This window comes from Streptomyces ureilyticus (assembly GCF_011045025.1).
GTDB classification, from domain to species: Bacteria; Actinomycetota; Actinomycetes; order Streptomycetales; family Streptomycetaceae; genus Streptomyces; species Streptomyces ureilyticus.
The window spans coordinates 1-23,674 of record NZ_JAAKZX010000025.1 but is presented as its reverse complement, the minus strand read 5'-3'; the positions used below and the strand labels follow the sequence as shown (position 1 = coordinate 23,674).

Annotated in this window: 19 protein-coding genes; 9 read left to right on the top strand and 10 right to left on the bottom strand. The window is 70.4% G+C overall.

Annotated elements, in window-relative coordinates:
* Positions 1–109: 109 nt before the first annotated feature.
* Positions 110–949 (bottom strand): ribonuclease BN, encoded by an 840-nt coding sequence (locus G6048_RS10925; protein ID WP_408056127.1) that lies wholly within the window; start codon positions 947–949, stop codon positions 110–112.
* Positions 950–1,531: 582 nt separating this feature from the next.
* On the opposite strand from G6048_RS10925, the gene G6048_RS10920 reads away from it, so the two are divergent.
* Positions 1,532–3,019 (top strand): alginate lyase family protein, encoded by a 1,488-nt coding sequence (locus tag G6048_RS10920; RefSeq protein WP_328825741.1) that lies wholly within the window; start codon positions 1,532–1,534, stop codon positions 3,017–3,019.
* A gap of 91 nt (positions 3,020–3,110) precedes the next feature.
* On the opposite strand, the gene G6048_RS10915 is transcribed toward G6048_RS10920, so the two are convergent.
* Positions 3,111–4,658, bottom strand: coding sequence for a sigma-70 family RNA polymerase sigma factor (locus G6048_RS10915; RefSeq protein WP_165339289.1), 1,548 nt, complete (start codon positions 4,656–4,658; stop codon positions 3,111–3,113).
* A gap of 479 nt (positions 4,659–5,137) precedes the next feature.
* Between G6048_RS10915 and G6048_RS10910 the strand changes: the two genes are divergently transcribed.
* From G6048_RS10910 to G6048_RS10905, 3 genes are all read left to right on the top strand, one after another.
* Entirely contained in the window at positions 5,138–6,490 is a 1,353-nt protein-coding gene (locus tag G6048_RS10910; protein WP_328825737.1) for a glycosyltransferase family 39 protein, read from the top strand.
* Positions 6,487–6,612 (top strand): hypothetical protein, encoded by a 126-nt coding sequence (locus G6048_RS50880; RefSeq protein ID WP_268978720.1) that lies wholly within the window; start codon positions 6,487–6,489, stop codon positions 6,610–6,612. The genes G6048_RS10910 and G6048_RS50880 overlap by 4 nt, the downstream gene beginning before the upstream one ends.
* A gap of 190 nt (positions 6,613–6,802) precedes the next feature.
* On the top strand, positions 6,803–8,299 hold the full coding sequence (locus tag G6048_RS10905) for a vanadium-dependent haloperoxidase (protein WP_206341450.1): 1,497 nt from the start codon (positions 6,803–6,805) through the stop codon (positions 8,297–8,299).
* Between the two features lie 17 nt (positions 8,300–8,316).
* On the opposite strand, the gene G6048_RS10900 is transcribed toward G6048_RS10905, so the two are convergent.
* The 3 genes from G6048_RS10900 to G6048_RS10890 form a co-directional block, all read right to left on the bottom strand.
* Positions 8,317–9,219: a cytochrome c biogenesis CcdA family protein gene (locus G6048_RS10900; protein ID WP_165339288.1), complete on the bottom strand. Its 903-nt coding sequence runs from the start codon at positions 9,217–9,219 to the stop codon at positions 8,317–8,319.
* Between the two features lie 7 nt (positions 9,220–9,226).
* Complete coding sequence (locus G6048_RS10895) at positions 9,227–9,799, bottom strand: redoxin domain-containing protein (protein ID WP_165339287.1); 573 nt, start codon at positions 9,797–9,799, stop codon at positions 9,227–9,229.
* Between the two features lie 236 nt (positions 9,800–10,035).
* The gene (locus tag G6048_RS10890) at positions 10,036–10,986 is read right to left on the bottom strand and encodes a helix-turn-helix domain-containing protein (RefSeq protein WP_206341449.1); all 951 of its coding nucleotides are present in this window, start codon (positions 10,984–10,986) and stop codon (positions 10,036–10,038) included.
* 70 nt (positions 10,987–11,056) lie between these two features.
* Between G6048_RS10890 and G6048_RS10885 the strand changes: the two genes are divergently transcribed.
* On the top strand, positions 11,057–11,755 hold the full coding sequence (locus G6048_RS10885; RefSeq protein ID WP_165339285.1) for a class I SAM-dependent methyltransferase: 699 nt from the start codon (positions 11,057–11,059) through the stop codon (positions 11,753–11,755).
* 104 nt (positions 11,756–11,859) lie between these two features.
* Here the strand turns inward: G6048_RS10885 and wrbA are convergent, their stop codons facing one another.
* Positions 11,860–12,495 (bottom strand): NAD(P)H:quinone oxidoreductase, encoded by a 636-nt coding sequence (gene wrbA / locus G6048_RS10880; RefSeq protein ID WP_165339284.1) that lies wholly within the window; start codon positions 12,493–12,495, stop codon positions 11,860–11,862.
* Positions 12,496–12,580: 85 nt separating this feature from the next.
* Entirely contained in the window at positions 12,581–14,080 is a 1,500-nt protein-coding gene (locus tag G6048_RS10875; RefSeq protein WP_165339283.1) for an aldehyde dehydrogenase family protein, read from the bottom strand.
* Between the two features lie 143 nt (positions 14,081–14,223).
* Here G6048_RS10875 and G6048_RS10870 point away from each other — a divergent pair, with 143 nt between their 5' ends.
* Complete coding sequence (locus G6048_RS10870; protein WP_328825736.1) at positions 14,224–14,931, top strand: IclR family transcriptional regulator; 708 nt, start codon at positions 14,224–14,226, stop codon at positions 14,929–14,931.
* A 118-nt stretch (positions 14,932–15,049) separates the two neighbouring features.
* On the opposite strand, the gene G6048_RS10865 is transcribed toward G6048_RS10870, so the two are convergent.
* The 3 genes from G6048_RS10865 to G6048_RS10855 form a co-directional block, all read right to left on the bottom strand.
* Entirely contained in the window at positions 15,050–17,014 is a 1,965-nt protein-coding gene (locus G6048_RS10865; protein ID WP_206341448.1) for a primary-amine oxidase, read from the bottom strand.
* Positions 17,015–17,075: 61 nt separating this feature from the next.
* A complete protein-coding gene (locus G6048_RS10860) occupies positions 17,076–18,545 on the bottom strand; it encodes an APC family permease (protein WP_165339280.1) in 1,470 nt (489 codons plus the stop codon).
* 182 nt (positions 18,546–18,727) lie between these two features.
* Positions 18,728–19,507, bottom strand: a complete 780-nt coding sequence (locus G6048_RS10855) for an IclR family transcriptional regulator (protein WP_165339279.1) — start codon at positions 19,505–19,507, stop codon at positions 18,728–18,730.
* A gap of 115 nt (positions 19,508–19,622) precedes the next feature.
* Here G6048_RS10855 and G6048_RS10850 point away from each other — a divergent pair, with 115 nt between their 5' ends.
* From G6048_RS10850 to G6048_RS10840, 3 genes are all read left to right on the top strand, one after another.
* Entirely contained in the window at positions 19,623–21,215 is a 1,593-nt protein-coding gene (locus G6048_RS10850; protein WP_165339278.1) for an acetolactate synthase large subunit, read from the top strand.
* 11 nt (positions 21,216–21,226) lie between these two features.
* Complete coding sequence (locus tag G6048_RS10845) at positions 21,227–22,747, top strand: aldehyde dehydrogenase family protein (RefSeq protein ID WP_165339277.1); 1,521 nt, start codon at positions 21,227–21,229, stop codon at positions 22,745–22,747.
* Between the two features lie 108 nt (positions 22,748–22,855).
* Positions 22,856–23,650: an SDR family NAD(P)-dependent oxidoreductase gene (locus tag G6048_RS10840; RefSeq protein ID WP_165339276.1), complete on the top strand. Its 795-nt coding sequence runs from the start codon at positions 22,856–22,858 to the stop codon at positions 23,648–23,650.
* The last annotated feature ends 24 nt before the right edge of the window (positions 23,651–23,674 follow it).

Genomic DNA, 23,674 nt, shown 5'->3' with positions numbered 1-23,674 from the left:
CGGCAGCAGGTACGGCCGTCTCCGCGTCCCTGTTACTGATCTCGATCATCAGGGCGCTGACCCGTGGATCGTTCGGAGATCAGTCGGTGCTGAGGCATCGGCGTGCGCTTCACCGCTTGCGGGAGCGCGGGTGCGGGTGCGGGTGCGGAATGTGGTGCGGTTCGTGGAGGTACCAGTAGCGGCCGACCAGGGCGCCGCCGAAGACGACGAAGCCGACGCCTACCAGCCAGGACGTCACTATCAGGACGGTACCGACCGCGCCGTACGAGACCGCGTTGCTCACGATGAGTGGGGAGAAGACCAGGGAGGAGAACACCCGTAGGCCGCCCAGGCCCGCCATCGTGGCGATGGCGCCCGGCAGGAGGGCGCGCCAGGAGACGCGTCCGCCCAGCAGGAAGCGCTGGCCCCACCAGAAGAAGAGCGCGCCCAGCAGCGAGGACAGTCCGATGCGGGCCCATGTGCCCAGGGCTCCCGACCCCAGGATGGTCTCGCTGTGCGCTACGGCGAAGAGGTAGGCCGTCAGCGCGACGAGCCACGCCACGCGTCTCCATACGGTGTGCCAGCGTCCGGCCGCCAGGCCCCACACCTTCTCGTAACCGGTCTGGACGCTGCCCGCGAACGGCACGCCGAAGAGCGCGAGCAGCACCACGCTCAGGACGCTGATCGTGCTGAGGACCTTGCCGGGTGCGGAGAAGAGCTCCTGTACGGCGTCGGAGGAACGCCCGGACAGTCCCATGCCGTCCACGACCCACGTGGAGAAGCCGCGCTCCTGGATAGGGGCGGCCGCCGCGACCACGATCAGCAGCGGGGCGATCGTCACCAGTCCCAGGGCCGCGAAGCCCATGGCCCGGTGCATCAGCTCCACTTCCCTGCCGCGCTGCCAGACGCGCGTACTCCTGACGTGGACGAAGCGGCCCAGTTCGCGCCTGCGGTGCCCGCGGCTGCGCACGGGCTCTACGGGTGGCACGGGTGCTGCGGGCTCCGCGGGTTCTGCAGGTTCCACAGGTTCTGCGGGTTCCACGGGCGCGCCAGGCCGGTCATGCCCGCCAGGCCCGTCGTGCCCGCCGCTCCGCTCCTCTCCGGACGGGACGCGGCCCCGCCGAACCAGGCGCAGTGGTGACACGACCCCGTGGCGCATCCGTGGTCACCTCGTCCTGTTCCCTCTGTTCCCTTGCACCGGCGTATGGGCTCGTCCCCGCACGGGCGGGCCCGTGTGCAGCGTGAGTGGCTGATTCCAGCGTGCCCCGCCCGCTCCGGATGTGCGACCGGCCCCAGGACACAGTGCTGCTCTCGTCCTCTCAGGCGTCCCGCTTGGTGAACAGGGCCCCCACAGGGCGAGCGCAGGGCGGCGCCGGAGGCGGTGAAGACCAGGCCGCCCGGGCGCGCCCCGGCTCGTACGGCTTCTCACGGCCTGCCGGCTCTTATTGCCTGCCGGCGCGTAACGGGCGTCGAGTTTCTGTTATCGGCCGTCGCTCTCTCACGTCTCCTGTGCGTCCCCCCAACCGCGACGACAAGGAATGCGCACGTGAACGTGACACCCCCCATCAGCCGCCGGAGCGTGCTGAAAGCCACGGGCACGGCAGTCGGGGCCGTCGCCATCGGTGCGACCCTCGCCCCGACTCCCGCCGGCGCGGCGGGCGCCGCCTTCGCCCACCCGGGCCTGCTGCACACCCGCGCCGACCTGGACCGTATGGCCGCCAAGGTGAAGGCGGGCGCCGAACCGTACACGGCCGGCTTCGCCAAGCTGACCGCCAACCGGCATGCGCAGAGCAGCTGGGGGGCCAACCCCCAGACCATCGTGTACCGGGGGCTGAACAGCCCCAGCCCCCAGAACTACACGATCCTCTACAACGACATCCACGCCGCCTACCAGAACGCCCTGCGCTACCACGTCAGCGGCGACACCGCGCACGCCGACACCGCCGTGGCGATCCTCAACGCCTGGTCGGCGAAGCTGACGAAAATCGACGGCGACGCCGACCGGTTCCTGGCTGCCGGAATTTACGGCTATCAGGCCGCCAACGCCGCTGAACTCGTTCGCGACCACGACGACTTCGAACTCGAGAGATTCCAGAAGACGATGCTCGACGTCTTCTGCAAGGTGAGTCAGGCATTCATCGTCGACCACAACGGCACCTACCCCAAGCACTACTGGGCCAACTGGGACCTCTGCAACCTCGCCTGCGTGATGGCCACCGGCATCTTCTGCGACGACCGGGCCAGGTTCGAGCAGGCCGTCGAGTACTTCAAGAACGGCGATGGTCTGGCCGCGGTCAAGAACGCCATCCCGGTCGTGCACGATGACGGGCTCGCCGAGTGGCATGAGGCCGGGCGCGACCAGGCGCACTCGCTGATGGGCGTCGGGCTGATGGCCACCGTCTGCGAGATGGCCTGGAACCAGGGCATCGACCTGTACGGCTACGACGACAACCGCTTCCTCAAGGGCGCTCAGTACGTGGCCAAGTGGAGCCTGGGGGGTGATGTGCCGTACACGCCCAGCACCCGCGAGAGGGGCCCGATGATCCGCCGGTCGGTGCCCGAGACCACCGCAAGGGTCGCCCCCGCCGACCCGGCCATGACGCGGCCGGTCTGGGCCATGATCGCCAACCACTACACCAAGCGGCGGGGGTTGTCCGCCACGTACCTCACCCAGGCCGCCGCCAAGGTCGCGCCCGAGGGCGGGGGCGGGGACTACGGAGGGAACAGCGGAGGATTCGACCAACTGGGCTTCGGCACACTGGCGTTCACGCGGGACAGGGCGGCGGATACGGCGGCTTCGCCCGGGTCGGCTGCGGCTGCCTCCGGCGGGGCGGGCGAGGGGGCCGGCTCAGGCTCCGGAGCGTCCCCTCAGGGTGGGACGCCGTCCACTTCCGCCTCCCCGGCGGCGGACGGCGATCTCGCCGCGACCGGGTCCGACGACATAGTCGGCTGGACCGCTGCGGCGGGTGTCACGGCGATCGCCGGCGGACTGCTGTTCCTGCGCCGCCGCGACCGGATACGGCGCGACGGCACGCAGTAGTCGGCCGACCGGGCCCGAGCGGCACCACTGCCTGCGGCCGGGCAGCCGGTGCCGCCTGCCCGGCCGTACGCAGTACCGGTCGCTGTGCGTGTCAGCCCCGGGGACCGACCACGAGGAAGGAGCGGCTGGCTCGGTATGCGGCGGTGTTCTCGGAGGGGTCGATCCAGAGTTGGAGGTTTTCCCGGTGGCGGAGGTAGCGGCCTGGGTAGTTGTACGACTCCAGGGAGAGTGACCCGGTGGCGGTACCGGAGCGGGGGCAGAAGGTGGCGTCCTTCTGGAAGAGGGCGGATCCGTCGCTGGTGTCCACCTTGATGCGGAAGGCGTAGTGCCGCAGGTATCGGCCCTTGGCGTCCCTGAGTGAGTAGCAGTCCGAGTCTGCGAGACCGGGGACGAACCTGAAAGTGGCGTCCTGTCGGGCGGCTGTGGAGCTGGTGGAGCCGACCGGAGTCAGGACACCGAAGCGGGCGGCGGCCTGGCTGACGTAGTGGCCGGGGACGTCGACCGACCGCAGGGCATGGCGCCCCGACAACCGCGCCGTGGCCGATGGGGTCGGGGTGGGCGAGGCCGACAGCGTAGGAGAGGCGGACGCGCTCGGGGCCGACCGGGCAGGAGGGGACTGCGGGGCCGCTGCGGCGGGTCGCGGGGCCGGCTCGTCCGATCGCGTGCCGGCGTACCAGGCCACTGCGGCGGCCGTGACCACCACCGCACCCGCGGTCACCGCAGCCACCGGCTTGGCGGCCAGCCGGCCGAGATGGCGCGCCACCCGCCCGGCACCGCCCGCCGCCTGCGCGCCCGCGCCCGCACCCGCTGTCGCCCCGCTCGAGCCCGCCGTTAGCGCCTTTGTCAGCACCAGCCCCGTCAGGCCGATCGGTACGGGCACCAGTGCGAAGCCGCTCAGCAGTCTCTGCGCCGGTATCAGGTCGGAGCCACGGGACGAGCACTGCGGGCAGTCGCGGACGTGGCGGGCCAGCCGCTTGCGCCACAGTGCGGCCGGCCGGCCGTCCCACGAGGTGAGCACGGCGGCCAGTTCCGGGCAGCGTGGCGCGGCGGCCACGGCCCGTACCACGGCGCGGGCGGTCTCCAGCCGTTCCTTGACCCGTTGGACGCGCACCGCGGCATGCTGGGGGGTGAGGCCGCAGGCCGCCGCCAGTTCGCCGCGGGTCAGTTCACCGGCGGCCTCCATCCACCACAGCGCGAGCACCTCGCGTTCCTCGTCCTCCAGCCAGCGGGTCGCCTCCACCACTTCGCGACGCTGGCCCGACAGCGTCAGCCGGAGGATCGCCAGATCGGCGAAGTCGGCCTGCGGATCCGCCTCATGGACGGTCTCCTCCAGTGGTGCCGCGACCGGCCGGCTCTGCCGGCTGCGCCACCGGTCGCGGACCTGCCGTATGGCGATCGCGACCAGCCACGAGCGGAAACGGTCCGGTTGTTCCAAGCCGGGCAACCCGTCCAGGACGCGCAGCATCGTCTCCTGGACCACGTCGTCGACGTCGCTGTGTCCGTCCAGCGCTCGCCCGACGATGTTGTAAACCAGCGGCAGGCTGTCCCGTATCAGCTGTTCCGACGCCTGCCGGTCCCCGGCGCGCGCAGCCACGACGACGGCCACGTCCGGCCGCTGCTGCACGTCCTGCGAAGGCACCCGTCCCCCTGTCTCATCGCCGCGCCGATGTGTCCAGAGGCGACAGTGTGCCAGGAGCGAATCCGGAGGACTCCCGTGGGTCGCACGTGGGTCGTTCGTGCGGTTGCCCCTGGCCCGCAAGAACCGGCACGCCGGGCCGACGTCTTCGCCGGTTCCTCCGCCCTTCGGGCTGCCGCACACGCCCCGGCCAACAGGCCACTGTTCTGGCGCCGCCCGCTCGGGCACACACTTCTGCGGTCGCGGTGCCCCTCCGGCCGGGTGTCCACGGTTCCGGCTCCAGAAGTGGCCGATCGGACGATGCGGACGCGTCCCGGGCCAGGGAGAAGTGTCCATTCGCCCGAGGCGGTCCTCACCCCTCGGGCGAAAGGGTCGGGGAGGGCGGACGGCACAAGTGCCGGCCGCCGTCCCCGAGCCCGGCCGGCCAGCAGTGTGCCGGCTTTCCCTTCCCGGAGGCCGCGATCACCACCGCACAGCCGCAGGTGCGCCGACGCCTGCACTCCGCCCGTCCTTCCTCCGCACTCCGCTGGTCCGCGGTCCGCCGGGGGCTGACGGCAGTCCTGTCGGCGATGGCGCTGACGCTCGCCCTGGGCCTGTGGGGCATACGCCGGCAGAACAGCATGTGGGGCGACGAGGCCGTCACGTACGAACTCGCGCAGCGCAGCCTGGCGGACATCTGGCGCACCGCACTGCACATAGACCTGGTGCACGCCCTGTACTACAGCCTCATGCACGGGCTGTTCGCCTTGTTCGGCGACGGACTGCTCACCCTGCGGCTGCCATCCGTGCCGGCGATGGCCCTCGCGGCAGCGGGCGTCGCTGTGCTGGGGCTCCGCCTGGCCGGACCGCGGGCCGGGCTGCTGGCCGGGCTGGTCTTCGCGCTGATCCCCCAGGTGCAGCTGTACGAGCAGGAGGGGCGCTCGTACGCCATGGTCTGCGCCCTGGCCACCTGGTCTACGGTCCTGCTGCTCGCGGCCGTCTCCCGCCGCACCCGGCGGTGGTGGTGGGCCGGTTATGGGGTGGTGATGCTGACCGCCTGCCTGCTCCATGAGTTCGCGGTCCTGGTCCTGCCCGCCCACGGCGTCACCCTGATCCTGTCCGGCGTCGAGCGCCGGGTGATCCGGAGGTGGGCCGGGGCCGCGGGGTGCGTGGTGGCCGGGACGCTGCCGCTCGTGGTGCTCAGTGCCTGCCAGTCGGGGCAGGTGGCGTGGATCGGCTTTCCCGACCCGACGCAGTTGCTCGGCCTGGCCGCCATGGCCCTGGTGGGCGTGTGGTGCGCCCGGCACCTTGTCCGGGGCGGACGCGGGCCGGTCCCGCTGCCCGCCCTCGCGCTGCCGATCCTCCTCCTGCCCGGCCTGCTGCTGCTCCTGTTCTCCCCGGTCAAGCCGCTGTTCGTCGACCGGTACGTCCTGTACAGCACGATCGGGTTCGCCCTGCTGCTGGGCGCCGGGCTCGCCCGGGCCCGGACCCTGCCATCACCGACGTGGCCCGCCTGGCTGGCACTGACGGCGGTGCTGGCTGCCCTGGTCCCGGTGAGCATCCACCTGCGCACCCCGGAGAGCCGCCGCGACGACGTCATCGCCATCGGCCGCGCCGTACGCGAGGCGGCAGAGCCCGGCGACGGACTGCTGTACGTTCCCGAACGCCGCCGGGTGTGGACCCAGACCCGCCCCCAGGACACCCGGAACCTGACCGACCTCGCGCTGGCGCAGGACCCCGTCTCCGCCGACAACCTGGCGGGCACCGAACTCCCCACGCGCGACATCCCCGACCGCATACGGTCCTTCCGCCGGATCATCGTGGTGCACGAGGCCAGGGCGAGCCACTGGACATGAGCCGCGGGGGACGCGCGAAACGCCGGACCCTCGACCGCTACTTCCACGAGTGCGGCACCACCACCGTGAACGGCGCACGCGTCACCGTCCACGTGCGCGACGAGGCGCCTTGCTGGGGGTGACGTGACTCTGCTTGCGGGATTGCCCGGTCTGATGCGGAGGCCGAAGCGGAGGCGGAGGCGGAGGTTCACACTACATATGTGCAAATTCTCTTGATTGCTCGTTCCCTCGGAACAGTCCTGCGTGCCCGGGCGTCTTATGGGTCAAGAGTGCAATTCACGCACAACTCACGGGGAATACGGGGGTATTCGCATGAGTGATCGTCGTTTTGCCGCGCGCGACGCGCGGATCCGGGCCGCCGAGGCGGAGTTCCAGCGCCACGTACCGGCCCACACCGCCAACGGGGAAGAGACGGACCACCCGTTCGTCGCCACCTACTCCAAGGCGTTACCGCACAACAAGTACGGAGAGGTCGACCCGGCCGCCTACCACCTGCTGCGCCGGGCACTGGCCACCGGCAGCTACGAGGACTTCGAGCGCATCCCACTCGGAGACACCCGCAAGCTGACCAACCCGCAGTCCGGACTGGCCTTCGACCCGCAGGGCCCGGACGCCCAGGCCCTGGCCATCGCTCCCGCGCCGCGTATCGACAGCGCGCGGAACTCCGCCGAGGCGGTCGAGCTGTACTGGATGGCGCTGTGCCGCGACGTGCTGTTCACCCGGTTCGGCGACAGCGAACTGGTCGCCGAGGCGGCCGTCGAACTGAGCGGTCTTTCGGACTTCCGGGCGCCCAAGCAGAACGGGCAGGTCACGCCGCAGACCCTCTTCCGCGGCGACACCCGCGGCGATCTGGTCGGGCCGTATCTCTCGCAGTTCCTGCTCAAGGACATCCCGTACGGCACGCTGCTGATCCCGCAGCGGCAGGACACCCTGGTCCGCCCGGTCGACCACATGACCACCTGGGGCGACTGGCTGGAGGTGCAGAACGGCTCCGAACCCGAGCCGGACGAGCGGGACTACGCGACGCGGCGGTACATCCAGACGCCGCGCGATCTGGCCCACTACGTGCACTTCGACGCGCTGTACGAGGCCTACCTCAACGCCACCCTCATCCTGCTGGGCCAGAACGCGCCTGCGGACGCGGGCAACCCGTACAACTTCTCCCGCAACCAGATCGGCTTCGGGACGTACGGCGGCCCGCACATCCTCTCGCTCGTCACCGAGGTGGCCACGCGGGCCCTGAAGGCGGTGTGGTTCCAGAAGTGGTACGTGCACCGTCGGCTGCGGCCGGAGGAGTTCGGCGGCCGGGTGCACCAGCAGCTGCGCGGGCAGCGCGAGTACCCGATCGACGGCGAAGTGCTGGACTCCGTCGCCGTCAAGCGGGTCTTCGAGAAGTACGGCAGCTACCTGCTTCCGCAGGCGTTCCCCGAGGGCAGCCCGACGCACCCCTCCTACGGCTCCGGACACGCCACGGTGGCGGGAGCATGCGTGACGATCCTCAAGGCGTGGTTCGACGAGTCGCACATCCTGGCCGACCCGGTGGTGCCGAGCACCGATGGCACCGCTCTGGAGCCGTACACCGGCCCGGACGCCGACGGGCTCACCGTCGGCGGCGAGCTCAACAAGGTCGCCGCCAACATCGCCACCGGCCGGAACATGGCCGGCGTGCACTGGCGTACCGACTACACCGAGGCGGTCCGGCTGGGCGAGGAGATCGCCATCGGCGTGCTGCGCGAGGCCAAGGAGTCGACGCTGGAGGACGCCGTCTTCACCCTCAGCCGCTTCGACGGCACCACCATGACCGTCTGACCTCTGCTGCCCCCAACTCAGGGGATGGTGCTGGGAGTTGACCGCGTACCGGTGTCCGCACCGGGTGACCGGCGGGCCCCTCGGGCCCGCCGGAAGCGGACGAGCACCAATGCCGTGACGACCAGGGCCGCGAGGACGAGGGCGATCACCGCGGGGCCGGCGGCGTCCAGCGGCTCGGCGATGCCGCGCTGGACGGCTCCGGCCGCGTCGATGACCGGGTCCTGGTGGGTGGGGTCGCGCTGGACGCGGATCTCGTACCAGCCGTAGTACGCGACGTACCCGCCCACGCCCAGGAGCAGTGCGCCGCCGAGCCGGGGCGCGACCGCGCCGAGGCGGCGCAGGCGGGTTACGGCCGTGGCGCGGGTGAGGGCGACGGTCAGTGAGGCGGCGCCGACGATCAGGCCCATCCCGGCGGCGTACGCGGCGAACAGGGCGATGCCTTCGCCGGTCGAGCCGCTGCGGAAGGCGGAGACGACGATGGCGAGGAACGGGGCGATGGTGCAGCCGAGGGAGGCGGTCGCGTACGCCATGCCGAAGAGCGCCATCGAGGGGAGGGAGCGGGTGACGGTCGGCGCGCGGCGCAGTTTCGGGGCCAGGGTGGGGAGTTGGCGCCCGGCGAGCAGCCAGGTGCCGGCCAGCGCCATGAGGAGCCCGAAGGCGATGGTGAACCAGGGCAGCTGCTCCTGCACCTGTCCCGCGACGGGCTGGACGGCCAGGCCGAACACGCCGAAGAGCGCGGCGAATCCGACCGTCATCGCCGCGGTGGCGGTCAGAGCCCGTCCGAGAGCGACGGTACGGCTCGGAGAGTCGTCGCCGAGTACGAGCAGCGACAGGTAGGCGGGGAGCAGAGCGAAGCCGCAGGGGTTGACGGCGGCGAGCATGCCCGCGGTCAGGGCGAGGGCCAGGGGCAGATCGGACATGGCCGGTTCAGCCGACGAGCGGGCTGACTTTGCCGGCGAGGCCCTTGCCGGCCGGGAGGCTGCCGGTGAAGACGGTCTTGCCGTCCTTGTCGAGGATCACGTAGACGCTCTGCTGGGTGATCTTGAACTTCTTCCAGACGTCTCCGGCCTCGTCGGCGAGGTTCGGGAAGGTGCCGACCCCTGTGTCGGTGACGAAGTCCTTCATGGCCTTGGTCTTGTCGAGTCCGGCCACCCCGAGCACGTGCGCCTGGCCTTCGAACTGGGCGGCGACCTTGGCGGTTTCGGGACCCTGAGCCTTGCAGGTGGGGCACCAAGGAGCCCAGAACCACAGCACGGTGGGCTTGCCCGCCAGCGTGGCCGCGTCGAACGGTTTGCCGTCCACGGTCGTACCGGTGAACCGCAGCGCCTCCGGGACCGCCCCGGCACCGGCCCCGTCCTGCGCCGGCGCGGAGGACCCGGAAGCGGGAGAGCTGGTCTTCTCCGCGGCGCTGCCGGAGGAGGCGGACTTCTCCGCACCGCAGCCGACGAGGGTGAGCGCGGTGGCGGCCAGCAGGCCGGGGAGGATCAGGCGGGCACGCATGAAGGGACAGCTCCTGATGACGGGCTCGGGACCGGGTCGGCTGAACTGTAGGCCGGGCGGCGGGCGATATGGGCCGGGGTGGGTGCTTACGGTTCGGTGACGTCAGCCTGCGTGGTCGGCGAGCCGATCTGGGGCAAGTTCGGTGACACGCCCCCGGGCCAGGCAGTGGTCCACAACGCGGCCGGTCCGCGGCGGGCGACAACGCCGCCCTGGTCGCCGCCTGTCCGCGCGCCCTCTCAGCGTTGCGGCCTGCTTCCGGGATCGGCGCCGCCGGCTCGCCGCCACTGTGCGGGGCTCGTTCCGTGCACCTTGCCGAAGGTGCGGGCGAAGTAGCCGGCGTCCGGGAAGCCCACGCGCCTGCCTATCTCGCTGATCGGCAGGTCGGTCGCCGCGAGCAAGCGCCGGGCTTGCACCATGCGCCGCTCGGTAATCCACTCCTGCACGGTACGTCCGGTCCGTCGGCGTACCGTCGAGGTGAGGTGGCCCGGGGAGATGCTGACTGCGGCGGCCACGTCGCGCAGTGACAGCGGTTGTGGGTAGCGCCGCTCGATGACCTCGAACACCTCGGCGAGCAGTGGTTCCCGGTTCTCACGCAGGTCGCCCACGACGTCGGCGGCGAGCCGGGACACCCCGACCAGCAGCAGTGTCAGGTGGGCCAGCGCGGCCTCCCGGTAGCCGTCCCGGCGTTGCGCCAGCTCCTCGTGCAGGGCCTGGATCCGGGCAGCCCACTCGGGCCGGTCCGGTTCGGGCACCCGCATCCGCAGGGCGCCGATCGCTCCGCCGCGGACGAACGGGAACAGCAGCGGGTGCGTGCGCCAGGCCAGGTGGGCGCCGGGGACGTCCGGGCCGAGCGCGTCGGCGGTGAAGAACACGCCCCAGCCGTGGGCCTGGGCCAGGTCGCTGGCGTGGACTTGGCCCATCACATCGCCGGGCGCGATGACGAACAGGTCACCGGCCTCGATCTGCCAGGTCCGCCGGCCGGTGCGCAGCAGCCCGCCGGCGGACTGGAAGTACGCCAGGCCGGGGAAGTCGTGCGCGTGCTCCTCGAAGCTGTCGGTGCTCTGCCAGCCGGTGCTCTCCCAGCCGTGCTCCAGCCGCCAGGTCGCCACGGGCAGCTCGCCGGGTGCCGGCAACAACGAGTAGGTCGCCGGCCGCTCCCGGCTGGGCGCCTTTCGCACGGTCCTCACCGTCGAATCGTCCCATTGGAGCCACGGATCGGTACAGGTCCGCAGCTTCGGACGCGGCCAGACTGATGGCATGACCGAAAAACTGTCTCAGACGCGTGCCGAGCGGGAGTACATCCCGGGCTTGGGCAAGCACTTCCTGACGCCGCTCTACGACGTGGCACACCACGTGTTCGGGCTGCGCCCGATCCACCAGGAGATGATCACGCTGGCCGACTTGCGGGACGGGCACCGGGTGCTGGACGTCGGCTGCGGCACCGGGAACCTGCTGCGGGCGACCGGTCAGCGGCACCGGAACGTGGACCTCATCGGCCTTGACCCTGACCCGCAGGCACTGGCCCGCGCCGGACGCAAAGCCCGGCGGGCGGGCCTCGTCATACGGCTGGACCGCGGGTTCGCCCAGGAACTGCCTTATGACGACGGCTCGTTCGACCGAGTCTTCTCCAGCCTGATGCTGCACCACCTGGACAGCACGTCGAAGGACGCGCTGCTGGCCGAGGTGCGCCGGGTGCTACGGCCCGACGGCCTGCTGGTCCTGGCCGACGCGGTGCTCGACGAGCACGGGCATGACCACGAGCACGGCCGAGGGCGCCGGCAGGCCGGGATGCGCGGCCGGATGCGCGAACAACTGCGCGACAACGCCGCCGACGCCGTATCGCAGCGGATCACCGCGGCCGGCTTCACCGTGGAGCCGACCCGCACCAAGGCACTGCGGATCGGCGGACGAGTCGGCATCGAGGTCGCCCGCCCCAGCGGGTCAGCCCAGAAATAGCCCGGGTTCACGGGCAGACGGCTAGCGTGCCTCGCGCCCCGGCCGCCGGGCCAACAGCCTCGGCTTGACTGCCCGCTCAGCTCTGCCCGCTCAGCTCGGCCCGCTCAGCCCTGCGCGGCGGACACCTGCGCCCTGTCCGCCGCGAGCAGCGTCGCGAACCGTGCCAACCGGGCTCCCTGGAAACGAGCGCAGTCCAGCGTGACCTCGTCCGGTGCCGTCGAGGGGAATCCCGCGGGCCACGAGGTCCCGTAGGGGTTTCCACCGGCGGCGTAGACGATGTCGTCCGTGTAGCCGAGAGGGACGATGACCGCGCCCCAGTGGTAGAAGACGTTGTTCAGCGACAGGATCGTCGACTCCTGGCCGCCGTGCTGCTCGGCCGAGGAGACGAAGGTCGTCACCGGCTTGTCCGACAGCTTCCCCTCCTGCCAGAGACCTCCGGCGGTGTCGATGAACTGCTTCAGCTGCGCCGCCGGAGCGCCGTAACGCGTCGGTGTGCCGAAGGCGTATCCGTCGGCCCACTCCAGGTCGGCGAGTTCGACGACCTCGACGGTCGATTCGGTCTCCTGCCGATGCGCGGCCCAGTCCGGATTCGCTGCTATCGCCTCGGCGGGAGCGAGTTCGGCGACCCTGCGGAGCCGTACCTCGGCGCCCGCGGATTCAGCTCCTTCGGCCACTGCCTTCGCCAGCCGATGCACGGACCCCGTAGCGCTGTAGTAGACGACCAACACGTGTGCTGACACGGAAATCCCCTTCCGAGGGATGATGCTCGATCACGAAGTAGAAGTAGGCGACTGGCGCCGGTTCACTTGTCCGGTGTGTACGAGTTCACTTGTCCGGTGTGTACGAGAGGACGGCGGTGACCGTCTTCTCCTCGGTGTTCGCTTCGATACCGGCCCAGCCGAGTTCCCGCCCCTGACCGCTGAGCTTGGAACCGCCCCACGGCAGGCGGGGGTCGAGGGGCGCCCAGCCGTTGATCGCGACAGCCCCGGCCTTCACGCGGCGAGCGACCACGTGCGCCCTGCTCACGTCGGACGTCCACAGGGTGGCGGCCAGCGCGTAATCGCTGTCGTTGGCCGTCGCGACCGCCTCGGACTCCGAGTCGAACGCGATGATCGCCCCCACGGGCCCGAAGATCTCCCGCCGGGCGATCGCCATGGTGTTGTCCACGTCGGCGAACAGTGTCGGCTCGATGAAGAACCCTTTGCCCTCGGGTCGGCCGCCCCCGGCGACCAGGCAGGCGCCGTCGTCGATTCCTGCCGCGACGTACTGGGAAACCCGCTCCAACTGCCGTGAGTTGATCAACGCGCCCATCGTGGTGCCTTCGTCGAACGGGTCGCCGACCTTGATGTCGCGGGCACGCGCCACCAGACGTTCGACGAATTCTTCGTACACGGAACGAGCGACCAGGATGCGGCTGCCCGCGGCACACACCTCGCCCTGATTGGCGAAGATTCCGACCGCCACACCCATCGCGGCTTCGTCCAGATCGGCGTCCCCGAAAACGATCTGAGGGCTCTTGCCGCCGAGTTCCAGAGTCGTACGCCGAAATCCCTTCGCGGCCGCCACTGCCACCTTGTATCCCGTCTCGGGGCTTCCCGTGAACGAGATCTTGTCTACCCCCGGGTGATCGATGAGCGCCTGGCCCGTCACGGCTCCGAGCCCCGGAAGCACACTGAACGCCCCTGCCGGGAACCCGGCTTCCTCGATCAGCGACGCGAGGAGAAGGGAGGTGAGGGGCGCGTCCTCCGGAGGCTTCAGGACGACGGCGCATCCCGCTGCGAGCGCGGGCGCGATCTTCCACGATCCGATCATGGTCGGCGAGTTCCAGGGCGTGATGGCCGCGACGACTCCGACCGGCTCGCGCACGGTGTAGCTGTGCGTGGGCCGGCCCATGTACGAGGACGTCGGGACGGAGCGGCCCTCCAGCTTGTCGGCCCAGCCGGCGAAGTACCGGAAGGCCCCGATCGCCTGGGGCAGGTCGATGGCCCGCGGCTCGAAGCCGGGCTTGCCGATGTCCAGCGACTCCAGCGTCGCGAACTCCTCGCTCCGGGCCTCGATGAGATCGGCCAGCCGGTGCAGCAGGAGCGCCCTGGCGCTTCCGTCCGTTCTCCCCCACTCACCCTCGTCCAGAGCGGACCGGGCGTGGGTTACGGCCTCGTCTACTTCCCGGGCTCCGGCGGCGGCAACGGTGGTGAGCCGTCGTTCGGTCACCGGGTCGGTCACGTCGAAGGTGTCGATGCTCTGACCGCTGCCCCATCGCCCGGCGAAGTAGGGCTCCGTCGGAACCGTGCTGACCAGCTGTTCGGCTTCTGTGCGTGCTAGCATGAGTACGATTACCGTTCTCTGTGGACGATATTCGAAACCATAGGGATGAGGGTGACGCCGGGTCAAGGGGTCGGCGCCATACGACCGTTCTGACCGGCGTGACATGATGTGCGGCACGGTTAGGCAGGAGGCGAGAGAAGATCGTGGCGGCGACCGGCGGGGAAACGTCCCTGACTCTTGACCGTGGGCTGACGGTGCTGTCCTTGCTCGCGAGGAACGCCGACGGTCTCACGGCGGCAGAGCTCGCCGAGCGGCTGAGCATCGCCCGGGCGGCCGTCTACCGTCTTCTGCGCACGCTGGAGGCGCACAGCCTCGTCGCCCGTATCGGCACGCGCTACATCCTCGGGTTCGGCGTGGCCGAATTGGCCGGGCAACTCAAACCACGGCTGCAGGCCACCGTCCTGCCGATTCTGCGACGGCTCAGCGAACAGACCAACAGCACGGCGCTGTTGAGCGTCGCCGACGGCGACCAGGCCCTGATCCTGCTGACGGCGGAGCCGCCGAACTCCACCATGCACCTCGCCATGCGGGAAGGCGCCCGGCACGCCCTGACCATCGGCGCGGACGGCATCGCCATCCTCGCCGGCAGGCCGGAGAGCGACGAGGACACCGACGACGTCCGCGAGGCCCGTCGTCGCGGCTACGCCGTCAGCGTGGGCTCGATCCAGGAAGGTGCGATCGGCATCGCGGCCCCCATCCGGGTCTCGGACTGGTCGACCGCGAGCCTCGGAGTGGTGCAACTCGGCCTCAAGCTCGTCGACGACCAGGTTCCCCGTCTGGTGACGGAGGCCGCGGGGACGGCCGCGACCCAGTTGGTCGGCGCGGCCGGCCCGGAAGCGGTCAGTCGATAGCGCCCCACGCCGGTGCGTCACCCCTGCGGGACAGCCTGAAGCCCACGCCGGTGCGTCACCCCGGCGGAACAGCCGGAAACCCGCACGCGTCCGGTGTACGGGTGCGGGCCCGGCAAGGTCACTCGCCGTGCCGGTCGCCGTCGCCCTGCTGCGGTGTGGAGTGACAGCTCTTCGCGCCATGCCCGGCCGGGGGCGGCACGTCCAACGAGGGGTTGCGGTCGAAGAACCCGACCGGCTTCAGCGCGAACCCGACGTACTCGCACGGCATGATGGGCCAGTCCTCGGGCCGTGGCAGATGCGAGGTGCCGAAGGTGTGCCAGAGCACCACGTCCGTGTCGGCCAGATCGCGCCCCTGCTCGATCCACTGGCCGATCCCGTCCCCCGGGTGCTGGTTCGGGTAGTCACCCGCCGCATGCAGTTCGTCCGGGCTGTACCGGGTCACCCACAGATGCGCCCGCGCGAACTCGGCGCGCCGCGCGAGATCGCTTTCGGGAGCGGCGAGCAGCGTCGGGCCGACGAAGGGGACCAGTTTGTAGGCGACGGGCTCGTCGAAGCGGTTGCGCACACCGGGATTGGTGATCTTCCAGCTGCGCGCGGTGAGCGGGTCGCACATCCTGCGGCCATCACGTTCGTTGGTGATCTCCGTGCGGCGGGCGACGATCGCGTTTCCGTACGGGTTGTCCGGCCCCATCGGAAGACCCACCGCGTCGACCTCCACGACCGTGTTGCGTGGCCCGTCGACTTCCATGTCCAGTCGCATGTTGAACAGGTGTTGGTGGTTCGGCGCGTCCAACTGGGGCGCCACGAGCGTTCCGTAGGCGGGTTGCTCGCCGGGAGCCACGGCCCGCGTCTGGACGATCCCGGTCAGCTTGGCTTCGAACTGGATCGTCCCGTCGAGGTAGAAGTACCAGAAGAAGCCGTACTCGTAGTTGCCGATCGTGTGGATCGACGACACGACGAGACGCCGGGAGCGCCTGACCTCCGCCTGCTCGACGTAGCGGAAGTCCCAGTGCTTCCAGAGGATTCCGTAGTCCTCCTCATGCAGACAGATGGCGTTGGTGATGGTGTGCGGGGTGCCCGACTCGTCGGAGAGCACGGCGTCGAGGTACCGGATCTCCCCGAGGCAGTCGCATCCGAGACTGAGCGAACCGACTGTCTTTCCCAGGCTGTATTCGCCCGCGTCGAAGACGTTCCGGAAGTAGAAGTCGTCGCTGGTGTCGCCGTAGGGCACCACCATCTCGCTGATCCCGGCCCGGTGCACGATCGAGCGCCGACGGCCCTCGTCCAGGTAGGAGACATCGCTGATGACGAGGCCCTCCACCACGTCGATGTGGGCGTGCAGCCGCCATCGCTGCCACTCGATGACATTGCCGGACACCGTGAAGGAGGGTCCTTCCGGCTGCGTGATCTCGATGGGGCGGAGGTCGTCGCGCAGCGGTCCCACGCTGCCCGAGTCGTAGTTCCCGCTCTCCGGCGGAAGCGGCAGCGGATCCCCCTCCGAGATGGCCACCACCGAACGGCTGTCGCAGTCGATGACGAAGACGAGGTTCCCTACGGGCCTGGCGTAGCCGTTGTCCTCGGTGAAGTGCCGGACGTACGCGGTCGAGCGGATCACGCGTCGTCGCGCGTCCACACCCTCGATCGGCAGGGTGCCGGTGGACCAGGGGTCGAACTGCACTTGCGAGAGGTCGTCGACTCCGTGCCGTGCCAGGGCCTCCACGGCGGCCGGGTCGTTCTTGATGATCTCGTCGAGCGCCATCAACTCGTCGATCATGATGGGCGGTTGCAGGCCCGGGAGGTGCTTGAAGGAGACCAGGCTGTCGTCCGTGAGATCGACCCGGGCCTCGAACATGGCACTGGCCTCGGGGTCGTAGACGACGAGGAAGGCCACGCGGGGGATCGGGCGCGAGGGGTCGTACGCCCGCACCTGCTCCTTGTCCGGGAGGTCCAGCCGCACCAGGGGGAACTTCATCGCCCCCCGCTGAGAATGGCCGGCACGCACCACACCGACGGCCTTTTCTATTTCCTCGGCGGTCAGCGGATCGTACGGGTGCGCCGTGGTGGTGGTCGTGGTGGTGGTCACTGCCTTTCCTCCTGATGGCATGGGGGATGAAGGGTGAGGTGAGTGGTGGTCCGGGGCGTCGTCACAGTGGGGTCACTTCACTGGTGTCTTCCGCCGCCTGGTCCGTCAAGGGTTCTCCCGTACGGGACGACCGGCCGAGCGCGAAGAAGGACCAGACCGCACCCAGTGCCACCCACACGAGCAAAGCCCAGGGAACGGTGTTGAGAGGGCTGGCCGCCTGGTAGACCGCGCCGAACACAGCGCCGGCGGCCACTGCTACACCGGTGCTTCCGGCGATGAGCAGTTTGGTGCGGCTGACATGGTTCCAGAGGCCCTTCACACCCGCGGCACCGACGACGAGATACATGATCGCCATGCCTGTTCCGCCGAAGCCGGCCATCCAGCCGAACGCCGACGACCATCGCGGCTGCCCGGCCGCCTCGCCGAACATCCGGTCGCCCGCCAGGTGCACACCGATGATGGCGACGCACGAAACGGCGCCCAGGAGCGCGGCGCCCCACACAGGGGTACGGAACCGGTGGTGCAGAACAGCCAGCTTCGACGGCAGCCGGCCACTGCGGGCCATCGAGAGCATTCCCCGAGTCGATGCGACGCCGATTCCGATCGCGACCGCGAGGATGTCGAGAATGATCAGGACCGCCAGGATGTTTCCGAACGCGGCAGAGCCGAACTCCTCACCGTACGAGAGCTTCTCCAGCGGGAAGACACTGTTCTTCCACGCGTCCGCGTCGAGGCCAAAACCCATGACCTGCGCGTAGGCCACCACCACGTAATAGACCCCGACGATGATCAACGAGAGCATGACCGCCCGCGGCACATGGCGTTTGGGATCCGAGGTCTCCTCAGCGAGGTTGGCCGCCGACTCGAACCCGATGAACATGTTGATGCCGTACAGCACGCCGAAGAGCAGATTAAGACCCCCTACGGCGAAGGGGTTGAAGGGTTCGGCGGACCAGCTCTCGCCGTTCTGGCCGCCGCGGAAGATGATGACCAGCGAGAAAGCGAGGACGACGATCATGGCGCCCAGGGCGAGGATGAGCTGCGCCCGGATCGAGACGTGAACGCCGACCACGAGAATCGTCGAGGTGACGGCGGCGTACATCAGGGACAGCGGCCACCACGGCACGTCCACGGACAGGGCGCTCTTGAGCCACGTCTGCGTGAGTCCGCCGAGGACGAGGTACGTCGAGGCTCCTAGAACCAACATGGCTCCGTAGTAGAGCCATCCGGCGATCACGCCGGTGCGAGGTCCGGCGCTGTCACTCACGTATTCGTAGAGAGAGCCGCACAGATGGATGCGCTTCGCGTACTGGGCGATGATCCATCCCACGCCGCACATGCCGATACCGGCGATGAGGATCGCGACCGGGGTGGCGACGCCGGCGCCGCGTCCCGTGGCCGACAGGCCCACGACCAGGGGCAGGAGGGCCGCGACCGAGAAGACCGGTCCCATGAAGCCGAGTGATTGAGTGAGGACGCCGATCAGGGACAGGCGGCCGTGGGCCAGGGTGGTGCGATCAGGGCTTGTCATCCCGATCAGCCTCCAGTTTCACCACTGTGCGATATTCGTACGCGCTGTACGTTTGTTGAGAGCACATCGTGTTGTGGCTCGTGGCGGGTGTCAAGGCCCGGCGGACACAAATGCGGCCGCCCCCGCCGAAGTGCTTCGGCAGGGGCGGCGGTTGACCAGCGAGGAACGCGGGATGGGCGGCTCTAGCGCGGACCCAGCAAGAACGCTCGGGCCGCTCGCGCGGCGGAGACCACTTCCGGTGTGGCCTCGTCGACGCGGTCCTGCCGGTGCGAGACGAACATGACGCAGGCGTCCAGTACGTCTCCGTCGCGGGCCAGCGGAGCGGCGACCGCGTGGGCTCCCGGTTCCACCGCGCCGTGACTGGTGACCCAGCCCTTGCGACGGGCCTCACGGACGGCGTCCGAGTCGTCGCCAGAAGGCGCTCGTCCGGCCCGGATCGCGCACGGGGCGGCCCCCCGGTCCAGCGGCTGGCGAGACCCCTTGCGGTAGGCGAGGTGATAGTCGGCGTCCTGGGGAACCGCCGTGGCCACGGCGACGACACAGTCCGGTTCCGGGAAGAACAGGATCGCCGTACCGCCGTACCGGTCCGCGAGCTGTTGCAGCAGTGGCTGGATGAACTCCGCGAGGGTGGGCCGCGAAGTGCCCGCCAGCGTGTGCAGTTCTCCCCCGGGTACGTACGCGCCGTCCGCGCTCTTGGCCAGGAATCCCTCCGCGGCCAGCGTGCCCGCGAGGCGGTGCACGACCGTCCGGTGCAGCCCCGTCCGGGCTGCGATCTCGGCGACCGTCAGGCCACGGGGCTGGTGAGCGACGGCCCGTAGAACGGCCAGGCCTCTGACGAGCGTCTGCGACGGCGGCTGGCTGGGGCGCTTCGCCTTCTCTTCGGGTCCGTCACCCGCGCCGCCCTCCGCGTCGTTCGCGGCCTCTGCCCGCACGCCGCCTACCGCCTTCCCGGTTCCGCTCACGCGTTCAGCGTATGGCACGGGTCTGTTGGCTCCGGGGGTTGACGCCGGAGCCGCACCACGCCAATGCTGTGCACTATACGCACGGACGGTGCGCATAGTGCACGGAGGAATGTCCATGACCCACGCCACCACCGTCTGGCAGGCGAACCGGTCCGGCGGCCTGACCGGGGCCGAGGCCCTGGTCGAGACCTCGCTCGCCGCCGGAGTGGACGTCTGCTTCGCCAACCCGGGGACCACGGAGATGCCCCTGGTCGCCGCCTTGGACTCGGTTCCCGGCACCCGCGCGGTGCTCGGGCTCTTCGAGGGTGTCTGCACCGGCGCGGCCGACGGCTACGCCCGGATCGCCGGCCGGCCGGCGATGACGCTGCTGCACCTGGGCCCCGGTTTCGCCAACGGCATCGCGAACCTGCACAACGCACGACGGGCCCACTCCCCCGTCTTCAACGTCATCGGAGATCACGCCAGTTGGCATCTCGTTCATGACGCTCCGCTGACCTCGGACATCGTCTCGCTCGCGAGCCCCGTCTCCGGCTGGGTCGGCACCGCCGCCTCCGGCGCGGGCCTCGCCCAGCTCACCGCCCGCGCCGTCGCGGCCGCCACCGCCGCGCCCGGCTGCGGGGCCACGCTCATCGCCCCGGCCGACTTCCAGCAGGAAGTGCTCAAGGCCCCCGTGGACGTCGAGTTGCCCCGGCCCCGGAGCCGGCCGGAAGTGGCGGTGGACGTCATCGACGCGATCGCCAAGCGGCTGCGTGCCGGCGAGCGGGCTGTCCTTCTGCTGGGCGGTGCGGCACTCGATGAGCGCGGCCAAAGGGCGGCGGCCCGGATCGCCTCCGCCACCGGGGCCGTCCTGTACAGCGAGACCTTCCCGGCCGCCGCCGAGCGCGGTGGCGGCCTTCCCGACCTGGACCGGCTCCCGTATTTCCCGGAGAAGGCGATCGAGGCCCTCGCCGGGGCTCAACTGGTCGTGCTGGCCGGTGCGTTGGAGCCTGTGTCGTACTTCGGCTACGAAGGGGTTCCCAGCCTGCTGGCTCCCTACGGCACCGTGGAGGTGCTGAGCACCCCGGAGGAGGACGGCGCACTCGCGCTCGAAGCCCTCGCGGACGCGCTCGGTGCTCCCGAACCGGCCCCACAGCGGCCCCGCCCGGACGACGAAGGACTCCCGGACGGAGCGCTCACGCCGCAGTCGGTCGGCCGGATCGTGGCCCGGCTCCTGCCCGAACACGCCATCGTCTCGGTCGAGGGCGGCACCTGCGGCTACCCCTTCTTCACCGCGTCGTCGCGCGCCGCCCGCCACACCACCCTCACCAACACCGGCGGAGCCATCGGCCAGGGCCTGCCCGCCGCTGCCGGCGCCGCGATCGCCGCACCCGGCCGCAAGGTCGTCGCCCTGCAGTCCGACGGAAGCGCGCAGTACACCATCCAGTCGCTGTGGACGATGGCCCGCGAGCAGCTGCCCGTCGTCACCCTCATCGCCTCCAACCGCGCCTACAACGTACTGCGCACCGAACTCGGCCGGCACGGACAGAGCCGGCCAGGGCCCAACGCGATGGCGCTCACCAGCCTGGACGAACCGGCCTTCGACTGGCCCGCGCTGGCCCGGGGTTACGGCGTTCCCGGCACCCGGGTGGAGACGGGCGAGGCGCTGCGGCGCGAACTCGGCCGTGCGCTAGCCGCCGACGGCCCTCAGCTCATCGAGATGGCCCTGTGAGAGGAGCCACCATGCACAGCGCAGCAGCCCCGGTCACCGGCGCGGCGGAAGCGGTCACTCGCTTCCTGGCCGAACCGCGGACCATGTTCATCGGCGGCCACTGGGTCGGGGCCCTGAGCGGCCGCTCGTTCGAGAGCGTCGACCCCGCCACCGGTACCGTGCTCACCGCCGTTCCCGACGGCGACGCCGCCGACGTCGACCGGGCCGTCACCGCGGCGCGCCGTGCCTTCGACGACCCCGGCTGGCGTCGGATGAGCCCCATGGAGCGGGGCGCGCTGCTGAACCGCATCGCCGACGTCATCGAGGCGCATGCCGAGGAACTGGCCCTGCTGGAGTCACACGACAACGGCAAGCCGGTCTCGGTGGCGCGGGCCGTGGACGTGGGCACCAGCGTCAAACTCTTCCGGTACTTCGCGGGCTGGCCGAGCAAGCTGGAAGGCAGCACGATCCCCGTGTCGCCGCGCGGCGGGCTGCGGGTGCTGAACTACACCACACGTCAGCCGGTGGGCGTGGCCGGTCTGATCGTGCCGTGGAACTTCCCCGTGTCGATGGCCTGTTGGAAGCTCGCGCCCGCCCTGGCCACCGGCTGCACGGTCGTCCTCAAGCCGGCCGAGGAGACCCCGCTGTCCACGCTGCGGCTCGCCGAGCTGCTCCAGGAGGCGGGGGTGCCGGACGGCGTCGTCAATGTCGTCACCGGGCGCGGTGCCACGGCGGGCGCCGCCCTCGCCGCGCACGACGGAGTCGACAAGATCGCTTTCACCGGGTCCACCGAGACGGGCCGCGCCATCGTCCGTGCCGCCGCCGGGAACCTGAAGAAGGTCTCCCTCGAACTCGGCGGCAAGTCCCCGAACATCGTGCTTCCCGACGCCGATCCGCAGGCCGTCGCCGAGGCCGCCGCCCAGGCCGTCTTCTTCAACCAGGGCCAGGTCTGCACGGCCGGCTCCCGGCTGTACGTACACCGCAAGATCTTCGACGAGGTGCTGGACGCCGTCGCGGAGCGCGCCCGCGGCATCGTCGTGGGGCCCGGCAGCGACCCGGCCACCGAGATGGGGCCGCTGGTCTCCGCGAGACATCACGAGAGGGTCGCCGGGTTCATCGCCGCCGGCCGGGAGCAGGGTGCCCGGCTGGCCGCGGGCGGCGGGCGGCCCGACCTCGACGCGCCGTACGACGGCGGCTTCTTCGTCCAGCCGACGGTGTTCGTGGCGCCCGACGACGGCCTGCGCATCGTCCAGGAAGAGATCTTCGGTCCCGTACTGGCGGCGATGAGCTGGGACGACGTGGACGATCTGGTCGAGCGTGCCAACGACTCGCCCTTCGGACTCTCGGCCGGCATCTGGACCTCCGACCTGGGCCATGCCCACCGCATCGCGGACGAACTGCAGGCGGGCACGGTGTGGATCAACTGCTACAACCTCACGGATCCCGCGTCGCCCTTCGGCGGGTTCAAGCAGTCCGGCTGGGGCCGGGAGATGGGCCGGACCGTGCTCGACCACTACACCGAGGTCAAGAGCGTCTGGGTCAACCTCAGCTGACGTCCGAAGGCCCTTGTCGCCGAAGGCTCTTGTCGCCGCAACACCCTGTCGCTGAAGCCCCTTGTCGCTGAAGCCCCTTATTGCCCATCACCTCTGTGGGAGACACGCATGCACCTGGAACTGGGCGGCAGGACCGCCATCGTCACCGGCGGCAGCCTGGGCATCGGCAAAGCCACCGCCCGCGAACTCGCCGCCGAGGGCGCGACCGTCGTCATCACCGCCCGTCGGCTGCCCCTGCTGGAACGCACCGCCAAGGAACTCGAGGCCGAGACCGGCGGCCGCGTCGTTCCCTACACCTCGGACACCAACGACACCGAGTCCGTACGCGCCATGGTGCGGCGTGTGGCCGACGACCTCGGGCGGATCGACATCCTCGTCAACGGCGCGGCCGCCCCTTCCGGGCTGGTCCGCAACTCGGTCGAGGAAGCCGACCCCGAACTGCTGCTGGCCGACATCAACACCAAGGTCGTCGGCTACTTCCGCTGCGCGCAGGCCGTCACCCCGCACATGAAGGCGGGCGGCTACGGCCGCATCATCAACATCGGCGGACTGACCGGGCGTTCCAGCCACGCGCTCTCCGGCCTGCGCAACGTCGCGATCGTCCACATGACCAAGGCCCTCTCCGACCAGCTCGGCCCGTCCGGCATCACCGTCAACACCCTGCATCCCGGTGTGGTGGAGACCGAGCACATCCACGAGCTCTACGAGAAGGAGGCCGCCAAGCGCGGCATCACCGCGGCCGAGGTCGAGGCGGACTTCATCGCCCGCACACCGATCCGCCGGGTTCTGGAGGCGGACGAGATCGCCCAGGCCGTCTGCTTCCTCGCCTCCCCCAGGGCCGCCGCGATCACCGGCGAGTCCCTGGGCATCGACGGCGGTCTCACGCGCGGCATCTTCCTCTAGCCCACGGCCACCACCCCCTCACCC